This is a genomic window from Bifidobacterium tibiigranuli, from assembly GCF_022655035.1.
GTDB lineage: Bacteria > Actinomycetota > Actinomycetes > Actinomycetales > Bifidobacteriaceae > Bifidobacterium > Bifidobacterium tibiigranuli_A.
The window spans coordinates 332,396-349,414 of the sequence record NZ_JALCUA010000002.1 but is presented as its reverse complement, the minus strand read 5'-3'; the positions used below and the strand labels follow the sequence as shown (position 1 = coordinate 349,414).

Annotated in this window: 13 protein-coding genes and 1 pseudogene; 11 read left to right on the top strand and 3 right to left on the bottom strand. The window is 62.5% G+C overall.

Annotated elements, in window-relative coordinates; translation table 11 throughout:
- Window positions 1–108 precede the first annotated feature (108 nt).
- The 11 genes and pseudogenes from argB to LKK40_RS04105 all read left to right on the top strand — a co-directional run bounded on the left by argB (window position 109) and on the right by LKK40_RS04105 (window position 13,985).
- Window positions 109–1,083, top strand: coding sequence for an acetylglutamate kinase (gene argB / locus LKK40_RS04155; protein ID WP_368491381.1), 975 nt, complete (start codon window positions 109–111; stop codon window positions 1,081–1,083).
- A complete protein-coding gene (locus LKK40_RS04150) occupies window positions 1,073–2,431 on the top strand; it encodes an acetylornithine transaminase (RefSeq protein ID WP_304309415.1) in 1,359 nt (452 codons plus the stop codon). Before argB ends, LKK40_RS04150 begins: the two co-directional genes overlap by 11 nt.
- 227 nt (window positions 2,432–2,658) lie before the next feature.
- On the top strand, window positions 2,659–3,624 hold the full coding sequence (gene argF, locus LKK40_RS04145) for an ornithine carbamoyltransferase (RefSeq protein WP_304309414.1): 966 nt from the start codon (window positions 2,659–2,661) through the stop codon (window positions 3,622–3,624).
- A gap of 191 nt (window positions 3,625–3,815) precedes the next feature.
- Window positions 3,816–4,334 (top strand): arginine repressor, encoded by a 519-nt coding sequence (gene argR, locus LKK40_RS04140; protein ID WP_304309531.1) that lies wholly within the window; start codon window positions 3,816–3,818, stop codon window positions 4,332–4,334.
- A 134-nt stretch (window positions 4,335–4,468) separates the two neighbouring features.
- On the top strand, window positions 4,469–5,707 hold the full coding sequence (locus tag LKK40_RS04135) for an argininosuccinate synthase (protein WP_304309413.1): 1,239 nt from the start codon (window positions 4,469–4,471) through the stop codon (window positions 5,705–5,707).
- 187 nt (window positions 5,708–5,894) lie between these two features.
- The gene (gene argH / locus LKK40_RS04130; protein ID WP_304309411.1) at window positions 5,895–7,388 is read left to right on the top strand and encodes an argininosuccinate lyase; all 1,494 of its coding nucleotides are present in this window, start codon (window positions 5,895–5,897) and stop codon (window positions 7,386–7,388) included.
- Window positions 7,389–7,517: 129 nt separating this feature from the next.
- Window positions 7,518–8,840 (top strand): tyrosine--tRNA ligase, encoded by a 1,323-nt coding sequence (gene tyrS / locus LKK40_RS04125; protein WP_304309409.1) that lies wholly within the window; start codon window positions 7,518–7,520, stop codon window positions 8,838–8,840.
- Window positions 8,841–9,673: 833 nt separating this feature from the next.
- Window positions 9,674–11,014: pseudogene (locus LKK40_RS04120) on the top strand (helicase); the annotation flags it as partial.
- 653 nt (window positions 11,015–11,667) lie between these two features.
- Window positions 11,668–12,759: an HAD-IIA family hydrolase gene (locus LKK40_RS04115; protein ID WP_304309407.1), complete on the top strand. Its 1,092-nt coding sequence runs from the start codon at window positions 11,668–11,670 to the stop codon at window positions 12,757–12,759.
- A 10-nt stretch (window positions 12,760–12,769) separates the two neighbouring features.
- Window positions 12,770–13,039: a hypothetical protein gene (locus LKK40_RS04110; RefSeq protein ID WP_304309405.1), complete on the top strand. Its 270-nt coding sequence runs from the start codon at window positions 12,770–12,772 to the stop codon at window positions 13,037–13,039.
- Window positions 13,032–13,985, top strand: a complete 954-nt coding sequence (locus LKK40_RS04105) for a TlyA family RNA methyltransferase (RefSeq protein ID WP_304309404.1) — start codon at window positions 13,032–13,034, stop codon at window positions 13,983–13,985. Before LKK40_RS04110 ends, LKK40_RS04105 begins: the two co-directional genes overlap by 8 nt.
- Here LKK40_RS04105 and LKK40_RS04100 read toward each other — a convergent pair.
- From LKK40_RS04100 to LKK40_RS04090, 3 genes are all read right to left on the bottom strand, one after another.
- Window positions 13,943–14,638, bottom strand: coding sequence for a hypothetical protein (locus LKK40_RS04100; protein WP_304309403.1), 696 nt, complete (start codon window positions 14,636–14,638; stop codon window positions 13,943–13,945). The genes LKK40_RS04105 and LKK40_RS04100 overlap by 43 nt on opposite strands.
- Before the next feature lie 130 nt (window positions 14,639–14,768).
- Entirely contained in the window at window positions 14,769–15,422 is a 654-nt protein-coding gene (locus tag LKK40_RS04095; RefSeq protein ID WP_304309402.1) for a potassium channel family protein, read from the bottom strand.
- Between the two features lie 121 nt (window positions 15,423–15,543).
- Window positions 15,544–16,959 carry a TrkH family potassium uptake protein gene (locus LKK40_RS04090; protein ID WP_304309401.1) on the bottom strand — a complete coding sequence of 472 codons (1,416 nt, stop codon included), beginning with the start codon at window positions 16,957–16,959 and terminating at the stop codon, window positions 15,544–15,546.
- Window positions 16,960–17,019 lie beyond the last annotated feature (60 nt).

Below are 17,019 nucleotides of genomic sequence, written 5' to 3'. Positions count from 1 at the left end.
CGCGGGGAGCGCAGGGAACGGGATGGCTGTGGATACGGCACTGAACACGGCGGTGCTCGGTACTGCTGTGTGCAATTCGGTTATTCGCAATACGGTTATGTTCAATACATGGAAAGGACGCTGATGGCGGCGCAGGAATTACGGGGGCCTGGGTTTCATTTCGATGTGCACACCGATCTGAGGCCCGACCAGAAGGCCGAAGTGCTGATTGAGGCGCTGCCCTGGCTTGAGGAATTCTCCGGGCAGCTCGTCGTGGTCAAATACGGCGGCAATGCCATGGTCGACACGCATCTCAAGGAGTGCTTCGCGCAGGATATGGCCTTCCTGCGGCAGGTGGGCATGCATCCGGTGATCGTGCACGGGGGAGGACCCCAGATCTCACAGATGCTCAAGGCATTGGGCATCCGCTCGGAGTTCCGGGGCGGGCTGCGCGTCACCTCGCCCGAGGCGATGGAAGTGGTGCGCATGGTGCTCACCGGCAAGGTCTCACGCGAGCTGGTCGGGCTGATCAACATCCACGGGCCGCTTGCCGTGGGGCTTTCCGGCGAGGACGGCGGCCTGTTCTCAGCCATGAAGCGCAAGCCGATAATCGACGGCAAGCCGACTGATATCGGGCTGGTCGGAGATGTCGTGAGCGTCGACGCCTCAGCCGTTGAGGATCTGATTGCCGCCGGGCGCATACCGGTGGTCTCCTCGGTGGCTCCCGACGAGGACAATGCGACGCAGGTGCTTAACGTGAATGCTGACACGGCCGCTGCCGCGCTGGCCTCGGCGCTGGGGGCCCGCAAGCTGATTATCCTCACCGACATCGAAGGCATGTACGCGAACTGGCCCGACCGCGAGTCGCTGGTCGGACAGATCGGCGTCGAGAATCTGCGCGACATACTCGGCGATCTCGAGTCCGGCATGCGACCCAAGATGGAGGCGTGCGTGCGGGCGCTGGATGGTGGCGTAAAGCAGGCGCATATCATCGACGGGCGCAAGCCCCATTCCATACTGAACGAAATCTTCACCTCCGCGGGCATCGGCACGATGGTCGTTCCGGAGGACGGCATATTAATGAGGAACGCATATGAGCACTGAATCGCAGCAATCAACCACATCCAACTCCTATGTCGGCGGCACTGCCGGCGACGAAGCTCTCTGCAAGCCCGGAGCGCAAAGCCATGCGCTGCTCGACGAGTACGCGCAGGTGCATATGGGCGTGTTCGGCCCGCCGTTGCGCGTGATGGACCACGGCCAGGGCACGCGTATCTGGGACGTCGACGGCAATGAATACCTCGATTTCCTGGCGGGCATCGCCGTCAACGCACTTGGCTACGCGCATCCGCAGTGGGTGCAGGCCGTCAGCGAGCAGGCCGCCAAGGTAGCGCACACGAGCAACTACTTTGCCACCCGTCCGCAGATCGAGTTGGCCGCCAAGCTCATCGAACTGGCTGGCGCGCCCGCTGGATCGCATGTCTACTTCGGCAATTCCGGCACCGAAGGCAACGAGGCGGCGCTCAAGCTCGCCAAGCTGTACGGCAGGACGCTGCCGGGCACTGACCCGGAGCAGGGCGGCAGCCCTGCGCGCATTCTGGCGATGACGCAGGGATTCCATGGGCGCACACTTGGCGCGCTGAGCGCCACATGGAAGCCGTCCATCCGCGAACCCTACAATCCGCTGCTGCCCGATGTGCAATTCGTGCAGGCCGGCGACGAGGCGGCGTTGGAGCAGGCCTTCGCGCAAGGTGGTCAGAATGGCAGCGGTCAGGACGGCAAAGGACCGGTCGCCGCGGTTATCCTCGAACTCATTCAGGGCGAGGCTGGGGTGCGCCCGCTTGGCGCCGAGTACGTCAGCGCAGTCAGGCGGTTGTGCGACGCCAATCATGCGCTGATGATCGTCGACGAGGTGCAGACCGGCATCGGGCGCACAGGGGAGTGGTTCGCCTTCCAGCGGGCCGACCTCTCCGGCGGCGCGATTCCCGACGCCATCACCTTCGCCAAGGGCGTGGCCTCGGGCTTCCCGATGGGCGGCATGATCGCCTTCGGACAGCAGCTCAGCGACCTGCTTGGCCCAGGTCTGCACGGCTCCACCTTCGCTGGCAACCCGCTCGCCGCAAGCGCTGCACTCGCCACGCTGAAGGTAATCGAGGATGACGATCTGGTAGCCAACGCTGAGGCGCGCGGCCAGCAGCTCAGCGTTGGCATCATGGCGACGGGCAACCCGCTCTTCGAGCAGGTGCGCGGGCGCGGACTGCTGCGTGCCGTGCAGCTATCCCATCCCTGCGCGCATGCGGCGATGAACTGGGCGCTTGAGCATGGCCTGATCGTCAACGCCGTGGCACCGGACGCGCTGCGCATCGCTCCGCCGCTCATCGTCAGCGAGAGCGACGTGCGCGAGGCTGTCGCGATACTCGCGGCCATACCCAGCGATCTGCCCGATGACTGAGATGGCCGAACGCATGAATTGCAACTATTGAACATATGAACTACTGAACATATCAACAACTGAAGGTATTCACTGCATAGTGCTCGTTGCATGCAGCCGCGCGAAGCGGTCTCATGCGATAAACGGCTCATGATAGCCGATGCGACAATGCACATTGAAACGACAATGCGCATCGAAACGATGGGTATGATGAACAGCAATGCAGGGAAGCTACAAGGAGGACGCTTATGACCGGCCAACTACGCCACATGCTGCGCGATGACGACATATCGCACGACGAGCAGCGCGAGGTGCTTGAACTTGGAATGCGGTTCCGCGAGGACCGCTTCTACCACCGACCTTTTGACGGCCCGCAGGCGGTGGCTGTCCTCTTCGACAAGCCGAGCACGCGCACGCGCTCAAGCTTCTCGGTCGGCGTTGCCGAGCTCGGCGGGTATCCGCTCGTCATCGACAAGGCGGGCTCGCAACTCGGGCGCGGCGAGCCGGTCGCCGACACCGCTCGCGTGCTGACACGCATGACCTCGGCCATCGTGTGGCGCACCTTCGGGCAGGAGCGTGTCGAGGAGATGGCTAAATACGCCACCGTGCCGGTCGTCAATGCGCTGACCGACCAGTTCCATCCCTGCCAGGTCCTGGCCGACTTCCTCACGCTGGCGCAGTTGCGCGGCGGTGTCGATGCGCTTGAGGGCATGAGCATCGCGTACTTGGGAGACGCCGCCAACAACATGGCCAACTCCTACCTGCTCGGCGGTGCCACGGCAGGCATGCATGTGCGCATCAGCGGTCCGAACGGCTACCTGCCCGATGCCCAGATCGTTGCCGATGCCGAGCGTATCGCTGCGACCACCGGCGGCTCGGTACTCGTGACGACCGATCCGGCTGAAGCCGTGTCGGGCGTCGACTGCGTGTTCACCGACACCTGGGTGTCGATGGGCGAGGAAAGCGAATACGCGATTCGTTCGAAGCCCTTCCGGGCGTATCAGGTCAATGACGAGCTTATGGCGATGGCCAAGCCGAATGCGCTGTTCCAGCATTGCCTGCCGGCATATCGCGGCAAGGAAGTCACCACCTCGGTCATCGACGGGCCGCAGACCGCGGTATGGGACGAGGCGGAGAATCGTCTGCATGCGCAGAAGGCGCTGCTCACCTGGCTTATCGGCAAGCAGCGCGGCGATGAAAGCCTGCTGTCGTGAGCACTGCTGACGTAGGTGGCCGTGCTGCGAATGCCATGAATGCCATGAATAGCGTTGATGCAGACAACAGCGACATGGGCGCTGACGATGTGGATTGTGACGGCGTGAACCGTGATGATGTGAATCGGGCTGTCTCGAATCATGGCGACGTGGACGGTGCCGATTCAAACGGTGCTGACGTGGCTGGATTCATTGATAGTCTGCGCCCTGCGCTCCACCGCCCGGCGACTCGCGCGGCGCGCCTGAGCGCCATCGAGCAGGCGCTGCTGACGCATATCATCACCTCGCAGTCGCAGCTTTCCTCGGTGCTGGCGGACGAGGGCATCGAAGTGACGCAGGCCACGCTGAGTCGTGATCTCGACGAGATGAACGCAACCAAGGCCCGGCTGCGCGACGGCACGGTTGCGTACACGCTCGGCGATGAGCCTGCGGACGATGGCTCTGGAAGCGGCACCGAACGCATCGAGCAGCAGATATCACGGGTGCTTTCCGGACTGGTGGTTTCGGTTGCCGATGCTGGCAGACTTGTCGTGATTCACACGCCTTCCGGCGCTGCGCAGTATGTGGCGAGCGTGATCGATAGACAGCCGCTGGACGGCGTGCTCGGCACGATTGCCGGCGATGACACCGTGCTGATGATCTGCGCCGAGGAATCGATGGCCCACGAACGGGCCGCCTGGCTGCTGTCCGTGGCCTCACGCACGGCGTGAGATAATTACGGCGGCGTATTGCATGGTGAAATATGCACAGTGACATGCATGCGACTCACCGAATTGCATAAATATACAGCGTTTTGTATATACTCAACGTATATACTCATGGAGACGTTATAGAAAGGGTTGTTATGAGCGACAAGAACCGAATCGTCCTGGCATACTCCGGCGGGTTGGATACCTCCGTCGCGATCGCCTTCCTCAAGGAGCGCACCGGCAAGGATGTAGTGGCCGTGTCCCTTGATGTCGGTCAGGGTGGTGAAAGCCTGGACACCATCAAGCAGCGCGCAATCGACTGCGGGGCCGTCGAGGCGTATGTGGTCGACGCCCGCGAGGAGTTCGCCGAGGAATACTGCATGAAGGCCCTCAAGGCCAATGCCATGTACGAAGGCGTATACCCGCTGGTCTCCGCGATTTCGCGTCCGCTGATCACCAAGCATCTGGTCCGCGCCGCGCACCAGTTCGGTGCGGATACCATTTCGCACGGCTGCACCGGCAAGGGCAACGATCAGGTGCGTTTCGAGGTCTCGATCCAGTCCATCGACCCGACACTCAAGGCTATCAGCCCGATTCGCGATCTTTCGCTCACCCGTGACGTCGAGATTCGCTTCGCCAAGGAGCACGACCTGCCGATCGTGCAGACCGAGAAAAGCCCATACTCCATCGATCAGAACGTCTGGGGCAGGGCCATCGAAACCGGATTCCTCGAAGATCCGTGGAACGGACCGACCAAGGACTGCTACAGCTACACCGACGATCCCGCGTTCCCGCCAGTCGAGGATGAGGTCGTCGTCGAGTTCAAGCAGGGCATCCCCGTGGCGATTGACGGCCGCAAGGTCACACCGCTGCAGGCCATCGAGGAGATGAACCGTCGTGCGGGCGCACAGGGCATCGGCCGCATCGACATCATCGAAGACCGGCTCGTGGGCATCAAGTCGCGCGAGCTCTACGAAGCACCAGGCGCTGTGGCGCTTATCGCCGCGCATGAGGAGCTGGAGAACTGCTGTCTCGAACGCGAGCAGCACCGCATCAAGCGCGACATCGACAAGCGTTGGGGCGAGCTGGTCTACGACGCACAGTGGTTCTCGCCTGCGGTCCACTCGCTCAACGCCTTCATCGAAGATACACAGCAGTACGTCAGCGGTGAAATCCGCATGGTGCTGCACGGCGGGCGGGCCGTGGTGACGGGGCGTCGCTCCGAGACCTCGCTCTACGACTACAATCTGGCCACCTACGACTCCGGCGACAGCTTCGATCAGAATGCCTCGAACGGCTTCATTGAGATCTACGGCCTGCCGAGCAAGGTCGCCGCCGCGCGCGACGTCAAATTCGGCAACGGCATCGTCGTGCCGCAGGATGCGGTCGCCTGACGCGCAGACTGAATTAAGGGCTTTCGACGAGGCGCATGATGGGTATTTCGCACTCCGACTGAGTCCGGAACCGTTGGCGAGGGTACCGGCGCGGTAGGTCCGCACTGGTACCCTCGCTAGCTGTATGGCTGTATGCATGCCTGTTGAATAATGGCCTGTTGGATAACTGTTGATAAGGAGCATGGCGATGGCGGATACGACGCAAGCGCAGAGCAACAACGAGCACCTAGCGTTATGGGGAGGCCGCTTCGCCTCTGGGCCTTCGCCTCAGCTGGCGCGGCTCTCGAAGTCAACCCAGTTCGACTGGCGGCTTGCCGATGACGACATCGCCGGCTCCCGCGCCCATGCCCGCGCTTTGGGCCGGGCCGGGCTGCTGAGCGATGACGAGCTGGGGCGCATGGAGGCGGCGCTTGACGAATTACAGCGCCGCGTGGACTCGGGGTCGTTCGCGCCGATCGAAGACGACGAGGATGAGGCGACGGCGCTGGAACGCGGGCTGATCGACATCGCAGGCGACGAGCTCGGCGGCAAGCTGCGCGCCGGGCGCTCGCGCAACGACCAGATCGCCGCGCTGATTCGCATGTGGCTGCGCCGTCATGCCCGGATCGTAGCCAGCGATGTGCTCGAAGTCGTCTCTGCGATCATTGCCCAGGCGGTTGAGGCAGGTCATGCCGTGATGCCGGGGCGCACCCATATGCAGCACGCGCAGCCGGTCTTGCTGGCTCACCAGCTGCTGGCGCACGCTTGGCCGTTGCTGCGCGATGTGCAGCGACTGGCCGACTGGGACGCCCGCATTGATGCCAGCCCCTACGGTTCTGGCGCGCTGGCAGGCAATACGCTGGGGCTTGATCCCGTGTTGGTCGCCCGTGAGCTGGGCTTCTCCAAGGTCACCAGCAATTCAATCGATGGCACCGCAAGCCGTGACACGGTCGCTGAATTTTCCTTCATCGCCGCCATGATTGGCGTGGACATCAGCCGGCTGAGCGAAGAGATCATCATCTGGAACACGCAGGAATTCTCCTTCGTCAAGCTCGACGACGCCTATTCGACCGGCTCCTCGATCATGCCGCAGAAGAAGAATCCCGATATCGCGGAATTGGCGCGCGGCAAGGCCGGCCGCCTCATCGGCGATTTGACCGGCCTGCTGGCCACGCTCAAAGGTCTGCCCACCGCATACGCCCGGGACTTGCAGGAAGACAAAGAGGCGGTGTTCGATCAGGTCGACACCCTCGAAGTGCTGCTCCCGGCATTCGGCGGTATGATCGCGACGATGACCTTCGATCGCGACCGGCTGCGTGAGCAGGCGCCTACCGGTTTTGCTTTGGCCACCGATATCGCGGAATGGCTGGTGAAGAATGGCGTGCCCTTCCGCCATGCGCATGAACTCTCCGGTGCCTGCGTCAAGCGGGCCGAGGAGCGCGGTGGGGAGCTCTGGGATCTGAGCGATGGCGATTTCGTTGAGATATTCTCGCACTTCCTGCCTGCCGACAAGGCTCCCGCGGTGCGCGAGGTCCTTTCGGTCGAAGGCTCGGTCGCTGCCCGCAATGGCAAGGGCGGCACCTCGCCCGCCCGTGTGCGCGAGCAGCTCGCAGGGGCACGGGCGACGCTTGATACGCTCAGGTCGTTCGCTCATTCGATTAGTGACGGCTCGGCCTACAAGGCTCCCGAAACCCTGCGCTAATACGACGCGCAATCGCTTGGTTTCGTCCGCAGCGCTGCTGTCGCCATGTCCTGCAAAACTGAAAAGGTTTGCATGGCCTATGGCCGTGCGCGTCGGTATCCACAATTTGACAGGGGAGAGGCACCAGACATGGCTCACGTCGCCAATTTCAAGGAAGCGGGATTCGACTCCCTCTTCGAGGAGTTGAACTGGCGTGGACTGATCGCTCAGTCCACGGATCGCGATCAGCTCGCGCAGGCACTGGATGGAGAGCCGATCACCTATTACTGCGGTTTCGACCCTACTGCGGCATCATTGCACGTCGGCAACCTCGTGCCATTGATTATCATGCGCCACCTTCAGGCGGCGGGCCACCATCCGATTGCCCTGGTCGGCGGCGCGACCGGACTGATCGGCGATCCGCGGCAGAGCGGCGAACGCACGCTCAACCCCAAGGAGGTCGTGGCCGCCTGGTCCGAGCGCCTCAAATCGCAGATCAGCGGCATTCTCGAAGTCGACGGCGGCAATCCGGTGCGCTTCGTGAGCAACTACGACTGGACCGCGAGCATGTCCGTCATCGACTTCCTGCGCGATGTGGGCAAGAACTTCCGTCTCGGCACGATGCTGTCCAAGGACATCGTCGCGCGGCGGCTTGAATCGCAGGAGGGCATCTCTTTCACCGAGTTCAGCTACCAGGTGCTACAGGGCAATGATTTCCTGCACCTGTTCGACGAATACGGCTGCACCTTGGAGCTTGGCGGCTCCGACCAGTGGGGCAATCTTACCTCGGGCCTTGACCTGATTCACAAGGTGCGCGAGACGAATGTCAACGTGTTCACCAGCCCGATCATCTCCGACAGCCAGGGCAAGAAATTTGGCAAGTCCGAGGGCAACGCAGTCTGGCTCGACCCCGAGATGCTCAGTCCGTACAAGTTCTACCAGTTCTGGCTCAATCAGCCCGACGTCGAGGTGGCTAAGCTGCTCAAGGTCTTCACCTTCCTGCCCAAGGAGGAGATCGCGCGGCTCGAAGCATGCATCGCGACGAATCCTGGCGCGCGCGAGGCGCAGCGCACGTTGGCGTGGGAAGTGACGAGTCTCGTGCACGGTGACGAGGCGACGCAGCAGGCCATCGATGCCTCATCGGCGCTCTTCGGGCGTGGTGGCGATCTGCACGCCATCGATGCGCAGACGCTCGAATCCGCTTTGGACGGGCTGAAAGTCGAAGACAGCAGCCATTCGGCGGTTTTCGCGAAAGCGCAGCCGGGCGAGCGGGTGTCCGAGGCAGGAGCCGCGGCAGGGCTGTTCAAGTCGATTTCCGAAGCGCGCAAAACCATCGCTTCGGGTGGCGTCTACGTCAACAATGAGCGCGTCGCCGACACCGAGCAGACCTTGGCCGAGGACGACTTCCTGCACGGCAAATTCGCGCTGATTCGACGTGGCAAGAAGGCCCTCGGCGTGGTCGAGCGGCAGTGAGCCACGGCAGCACTGTGCATCACAACATCACCGTGCATCACTACAGCACTGTGTATTACGACAACACTGTGCGTTATGACAACATCGTGCATTACGACAATAATGTGCACCAAGACGGCAGCGTGCACCAAGACAAGCTTTCGGGCGGAATACATCAACGTTAAGGAATGACTATGGCAGAAGAACAGCGCGGATCGCGCGACGGCAAATCATACGAGTCGCATCGCTCGGACTCCCATTCAGGCCAGGGAGGCAGCCACGGCTCGGGCAATGGGCATTCGGGACGCTCCTACGGCGGCTCCAGGGGAGGGCATTCAGGCCATTCCTATGGTGGGGGACGCAGCGGCGGATTCCACCGTTCGAACAGCGGGCGTCCAGATCATGGATACCGCAATCATGATCACGATGGGGAGCATCGCGATGGCGAAGGCCAGGAACGGCGCTTCTCCGACCGCAGCCACGGCGAGCACCGCCGGTACGACAAGCCGCGCCGTGACGGCGAGCATGGCGGCTATCGCGGGCGGCGCGATGGCGAGAACCCGCGTTACGGGCACGGTGGACAGCGTGACTTCCACCGCGATGGCGAGCATCGTGACGGCGAGCAGCGCAGCAATGATGGGCAGCGCCGTGACTTCCATGATCGCGATTCCCGTAACCGTGATTTCCACAACCGCGATTCCCAGAACAGGGGATATCGCAAGGACTTCCACCGCGATGGGGATTCGGGGGAGCACCGTGGCGGCTATCGTCAGGATGGCGAACGCCGGGACTTCCATCGAAACGACCGCAATAACAACGACCATCGTGATTTCCATCGCTCTGATGGCGAGCGGCATGAGAACTCGCGTGGCGGCTACCGTCACGACAATGATCGGCGTGACGGCGGGCATCGTGATGGCGACAGGCGTGATTTCCACCGTAATGACCATCGTGACGATCGCAGGGGCGGCTATCGGAGCGACGGCGAGCATGGACGTCGTGATTTCCACCGTGACGATCATCGCGATGACCGCAGGGGCGGCGATCGCCGTGACTTCCACCGTGACGGGGAGCATGGCGGCGAACGCGGCAATTACCGTTCACATGATTCGCAGCGTCGTGACGGCGATCGCCGCGACAATCGCTATGACAACCGTGGCGGACGCTCATATGAGTCGCATCGCGACGGACAGGGCGGCGGCTACCGCAGGGACAACCAGGGCGGCCGTGGCGATGATCGCCGGGGCGGCTATCGTCATGATGATCGTCGTGACTTCCACCGCGAAGGCGCAGGCCGCCAATTCGACCGCAACGAGCGCGATGGGTACCGTGCGCAGCGCAGGGACGGCAGGGACGACTACCTCAACGCTCCGCGCCGCAATTCGGATGGCACGATATCCTTCCCCTCGCAGAACCCGTACACGCATCGCCGGCCCGACGAGCCGCGCATGCCGCGCGGCATGGAGTGGTCAATGCTCTCCAAGGACGAGAAGGAGCGCTTGCGCGGGCTAGCCAAGGAGCACGCCGAGAACACCGGGCTGCATATCCTGGCCGCGTACACGCTTGAGGAGAGCGACCCGCAGGCGGCTCTCGAGCATGCCAAATGGGTGGCGCGGCAGGCTTCGCGCATCGATTTCAGCCGCGAGACGCTAGCGTTCATCGCCTACCGCCAGGGCGACTACAAGCTGGCGCTGCGCGAATTCCAGACCGCGCACCGCATGAACGGCTTCCCGGACTATCTGCCGTTCATGGCCGACTGCGAACGCGGCTTGGGCAATCCGAAGAAGGCCGTCGAGCTGGCACTGTCCGACGAAGGCAAGGAATTGCAAGGCGAGTCGAAGGTCGAGATGTTCCTCGTCTACGCCGGCGCATTGGGCGACTTGCAGATGTGGGATCAGGCGATCGCCGTCGTGCACAAGCTCGGCCGTTCCAACGGGCTTCCGGGTGCCTACCGCATGCGTGCGTTGCAGGCGGAGCAGTACTTCCTTGAGGAATCCGGCCACGGCGATCAGGCGGCGGATCTTGACCCGCTGATCGAGCGTCTCGAATTGCAGTATGCCGACGAGGACGAAGACGAGGAATCGGACGATATCGTCATCGACTACGATCTTGAGGATCTTCCCGGCGAACTCATGGACAAGCTCGGCATCACGTGGGACGACGCGAAGTATGCGCCGGACGAGCGTTACGACGATCGTCGCGAGTCTGATGATTACGCAGCGTCCGATGACGCAGCGTCTGACAACGCAGTGCAAGCTGATGGCGACGACTCGAACGAAGCTGCGGATACGGACGATGATGCTGCGGGCTCCGTTGAACAAGGCGACGCCGCCTCACCAGCTGACGCTGTTTCCCCAACTGACGCTGCATCGGATGTCGATGCGACGGTGGATGTCGACAGCGTGCCATCCAGCGCTACTGCGGATGCGACGGAGGACAGCGTGCGCACCGAGGCTGAAACCGAAGCGGATGACGTCTACGATGCACAATCCGATGACGAGCAGGAGCTGCCCGCGCAAGAGGCTCTGGCCGGCGTGCAAGCCGATGCAGAGCCGGTGACGCTTGAAGCTTCCGAGGAATCTGTCGAATCTGAGAAATCTGTGGAATCCGAGGCCGCTGACGCCATCGCCGAGCCGGTGCAGGACGATGCTGCTGACCCGGAAGACAACCCGCAGGAGCCCGAAGGCGAAGCCGAACCCGCAGCCGAATCCGACAACAACGAATCCGACAACTAACAACCAGCGAGCATGGTTCGACGGTGAGAATGGTGAGAATCCAGCACGCGAGCCAGCGGCACCACATAGGCAGAACCGCGAAAACGAGCGGAACGACAGGGAAGAGAGCGAATATGACACGTTTTCTGCAGGGAACGAAACAAGCGCTGAGCCAGGCCTATCATTTGGCGCTGCTCGATTTGGACGGCGTGGTGTACTTGGGCAAGAATCCCATCGATCACGCGGCCGATTCGATTCGCGCGGCCGAGCATGCCGGGATGACGGTGGAATACACCACCAACAACTCCTCGCGCTTCCAGCGTGTCGTGGCCGAGCAGCTGCGTGGCTTCGGGCTTGACGTCGAGCCGTGGCAGATCATTACCTCCGCCGTCGTGGCAGCCCGCATGGTTGCCCGCCATGTGGATGCTGGCTCGTCAGTGCTTGTGCTGGGGGCCGAACATTTGCGCGAAGAGGTCAGCGGCCAGGGCTTGCGCGTCGTTGAGGGCGCACAGGACAATCCGCAGGCGGTGATTCAGGGCTGGTACCCGGATTTGGCGTGGCATGAGCTGGCCGAGGCGTCATTCGCCGTCGAGCGCGGCGCAGCCTATTTCGTCACGAATCGCGATCTGACGATACCCCGCGAGCTGGGCATCGCCCCGGGCTGCGGCTCGCTCATCCAAGCCGTCATCACCGCCACCGGCGTCGAACCGGTCGCCTCGGCAGGCAAGCCCGAATCGGCCATGTACGACGAGGCGCGGCTGCTGGCCGCACGTGACGGCGAAGAACCGGTGGAGAAGCAGGCATGCCTGGCTATCGGCGATCGGCTGGATACGGATATCGAAGCCGGCAACCGCGGCGGCTACGATTCACTGGCCGTGCTCACGGGCGTCACCAACCCGCATGAGCTGATGACTGCGCCGGCGCATCTGCGACCGACCTATATCGTCCCCGATCTGCGCGGGCTGAACGAAGCGCAGCCGGCGCCGGTGCGGGATGAAAGCGGCGCATGGTGCTGCGGCACTGCGCAAGGCGCTGCTGATGGCACTGAGACTGCTGCGAAGGCTTGGATTGAAGACGGCGAGCTGCACGTCAGCGACGGCAATGGCGACAGCGACAATGCCGTTTCCAGCGTCAATGCGCTGCGCGCCGCCTGCTGCCTGGCATGGGAGTACGCCGATAGCGGCAACGATATTGCGGCCATCGCGCTTCCTGATTTCGATCTGTGACGGACGGAGCATGATGGACAGCATCATGAAGCACGCGTCGGGCGGTGACGCTTTTGGCTCCAGTAGCAGCGCAGCCAATGCCACCCAGGCATCCCAAGCCGGACTCGCCTCCGAGTCGGTCGCTGAGTCGGTCGCTGAGCCCGCGAGCGACGTGCTGCAGCGTTATCCTCAGCTCACAGCGCTGGACGGGCCGGACGGGCTGAACGGCGAGGAGCGCATCGCCATCTATGCCGACGTGCTCGCCCAGTTGCAGCGTGAGCTGGACAGCAGCCGTGGCTAGCTTCAAACTGCTGCCAGCAGACAATGCTCGCGGACATAACGGGGCACGTTCCCAGATGCATCATCATGCCCAATCCGGCCAATTCGGCTTGGACTTCGGCGCGTATTCCAGCCCGAACGACGATAGCGGTGACAACGGTAGCAGCAACGGCGGTAACGGCGGCAACACAGCCAGCAGCGCGCAGACTTGTCGGCTGGATGTGGCGCTTGTCGAATGCGGCCTGGTCACGACCCGCTCCAAGGCCCAGACCCTGATTCGCTCCGGTCACGTGCTTGTCAACGGCGCGGCTGCGCGCAAGGCGTCAGAGCCGGTGCACAGCGGCGACAATCTGCGTGTCGACAAAGGCGAGGACTATGCCTCGCGCGGCGCGTACAAGCTGGTTGGTGCCTTCGAGGCCTTCGCTTCAGTCGGTCTGCCATCGCCGCAAGGCCTGCGCTGCCTCGATATCGGCGCGTCGACGGGTGGCTTCTGCGATGTGCTGCTGCGCCGGGGCGCTGACAAGGTCATTGCCCTCGATGTGGGCCACGGTCAGCTCGACCCGCGCATCGCCGCTGATCCGCGCATCATTGAGATGAGCGGCGTCAACATCCGCGAGGTCATGCCTGGTGATCTGCCATTCGCACCGCACATGGTCGTCACTGATGTCTCTTTCGTCTCCCTGACTTATGTCATCCCAGTTATCGCCCGGCTGGCAGCTCCCGGCGCCCATGCGGTGCTGCTGGTCAAGCCGCAGTTCGAAGTCGGCAAAGGGCGGCTGGGCAAGAACGGCGTGGTCGAAGACCCCGCGTTGCGCGAGCAGGCCTTGCGCACCGTGATAGGCTGCGCCCAGGAACACGGCTTCGAGGTATGCGGGCATTGCGTCAGCCCGATTGCGGGCGGGGCAGGCAACATCGAATATCTGCTTTACGCCTGCCTGCGCTCTGCTGCGGCTCCGGGCATACGCTGACTGCGGTCGTTGAGCATCGACACCGAAGACGAACGGTCGAGAACGAGATCGTCGCGAAATTCGGCGTATTCGATGCGGCAGCCGTCCAACAGCACTGCGGAGTCGACGCGGATATGCGAACAGACGAGCCAGCGAGCCTTCAATGTGTTGGCATGGATTGCCTGTACGTGACTCGGCGCATGATAGTTGCGCATGCGCAGACGCTTGAATATTTCGCTTTCCAACGGTTCGATCGCGGTGATCTTCGCATGCATTGCCGTTGCTTCGGCGATGCCGAATATCTCGATATGATTTGCTGTAACAGCATCCGCGGCATACAGCAGGCCGCGCAGATTCATGCTCTGGATGCAATGCAGCGCATGTGCGGTTTTGATTTCACCGGTGAAGTCAAGCAGTTCACAGCGCAAATGCCCCTTGACCAGCATCCGGCCATGACCCGATATCCGGCGCACGCGCACATCACCGTCGCTGATGAGCTCTCCGGAAGCGAAGACGATATGGTCGCCTGCATAGTGCGGGCCGCGCACCTGACCGTTGACAGTCAGTCGCTTGAATCGCACTCCGCTTTCGATGGTGTGCGTCCCATGCAGAATAAGATGTCCATAGACTCCCGGTCGGATATTGCCGCCGAACGACGTGAGATTGAGATTCATCCGTGTGCCCCTTCCACGCGGCGTTGTCGCCTCATTGCGACAAGCTACCATCTCTCTTTATACCGAGTTTATTCCCATGATGCAAAGTCATATGCACAACATCACCCTGGATTTGTCCCCGCAAGCCTCCTCAGCCGCGTATGAAACGGTCGATTTCATCCTGCGTACCCATGATGATGAGCTCGTCGTTGCGATGCATAATCAGCGCATCCGAGCCGTACTCAAATTCCCGGCCGGGGGCCTTGAGACCAACCAAAGTGATGCCGAAGCGCTCCTTGATACGCGCATCGGCGACCGATACCCCGACGACGTGGGCCGGAGTATGAACTTTGACGACCGAATACGGGCCTTCGATCTCGATGTAGTCAAGGTATTTGCCGGAGACGAGGTGCGCGACGCGCTTGCCGGCGTCGGTTTCCGCGTTGATGATGTGGCGCACGCCGATGCGTTCGAGTATGCGGGCGTGCTCTTCGGAGACGGATTTCGCCCACAGATCCGTGATGCCGACATCCAGCAGGTTGCCAGCAGTGATCACCGAGGACTCGACGCTGTCGCCGATAGCAACGACTGCGGTGTCGAAGTCCTTGGCGCCGAGCTGCTCAAGCGATACCGCGTCGGTCATATCCGCCTGCACGGTGGGCAGCTGCGAGGACCAGCGGTTGACGAGTTCGGGATCGCGGTCCACCGTCAGCACATCCTGGCCGAGCGCGTCAAGCGTGCGGGCCACAGACACCCCGAAGCGCCCCAGCCCTACGACTAGAACGCTTGTGTTTGTTTTCGCCATTGATTCCTCCTGCATGAAGTCAGCATGAATGTCTACAGAGCAGCCCGGCGACAGCTCAGCCAGCCGTCGCCGCCATTGCCATCACCAGCGTCGGCAGTCCAGCCAGCAGTCGTCACAAGGGCTATCCGACGACAATCGTCTCACAAGGATAGCGCACCACTTCGTCCGCGAGCGGCCGGTTGATCGCGTAGGCAATCGTCATCGGCCCCAGCCGCCCGATGATCATCGTCGCCGCCAGAAGCATCAATGCCGCCGGGTTGTCGGCGCGCGCCACGCCGACCGAGTAGCCGCCCAGCCCGAAGGCCGAGCAGGTGTCGAACAGGGCGTCGGTCAGCGACGCGCCGGTGACCATCATCAGCGCCATCGAAGTGACGACCACGACCATGAAGCAGGCGGTGACCACGCTCACTGCCGTCAGCCGGGTGCGCGTAGGCAGGCGGCGGTGGAAGGCATTGACGTCCTTGTGGCCGGTGAAGGCGGCGCGGCAGATCAGCAGCACCACTGCGAAGGTGGTGACGCGGATGCCGCCGGCGGTCGAGGTGCTGCCGCCGCCGATGAACATCATCGCGCTCATGAACACCTTGGTCGGCTCGCTCACCTGCGGCACCCATGAGGGGTCGAAACCGGAGGTGCGCGGCATCACTGCGGCGGACAGCGCCCCGCGCAGGCGCGATTCGAAATCGGCGTTGCGGAACAGATACGGATTGCGCCATTCGACCAGCAGAAACCAGACCAGTGACGTGGCGAGCAGGGAGAAGGTCATCACCAGAGTGATTTTGGTGTGCAGCGTCCATTTGCGCGGCGGGATGTGCCCGCGTATCGCCCGCATGAGATTCATCAGCACCGGGAAGCCCAGCGTGCCGCAGAACGCGCTGAGCATGATGGGCAGCCCCACCGCCCACGAATTGATGTGCAGCCCCGCGCCATCGGGCGTGAACCCGGCATTGTTGTACGACGAAACGGCGTAGAACAGCGCCTCCCACACCGTTTGGACAAGGTCGCCGTGGTTGATGTGCAACAAGCCGGGGAACAGGGCTATGAAAGTGATGAATTCGATGGTCAGTGCCGTGGCGACCACTACGCGCAGCACGCCGCGCACTTCGCCGAGCTTCGTCGTGCCCAGCTCGCTGGCGGTCAGCAGGCGCTGCGAGGCGCGCATATGGCGGTTGGCGGCCAGCGCGATGAGCGAGGCGAAGGTCATGACGCCAACGCCGCCGATCTGGACCGATAGGAGAATGATGGCCTGACCGAAGGTGGTCCAGTGCGTGGTCGTGTTGACCACCGGAATGCCGCAGGTCGACAACGCCGAAACCGCAGTGAAGAACGCAATCGAAATCGATGTCGGCTCTTTCTCATGCGAGGCGATGGGCGTCATCAACAGCGGTGTGACGACGACGATAAGCGCCGCGAAATACAGCATCGTCATTCGCCCGGGATGCGAGAACATGCGCGAAACGAGACGAGCCATGCGATGGCGCGCGATGGCGGTGAAGCCAGCGGAATCGGTGCCTTGGCGCTCGAAGATGGGATGCGACATCGCATGCTCCTTATCGCCCACTGCTTATTGCAGTCCTACTGTATGCTGTGCGTTCGATGT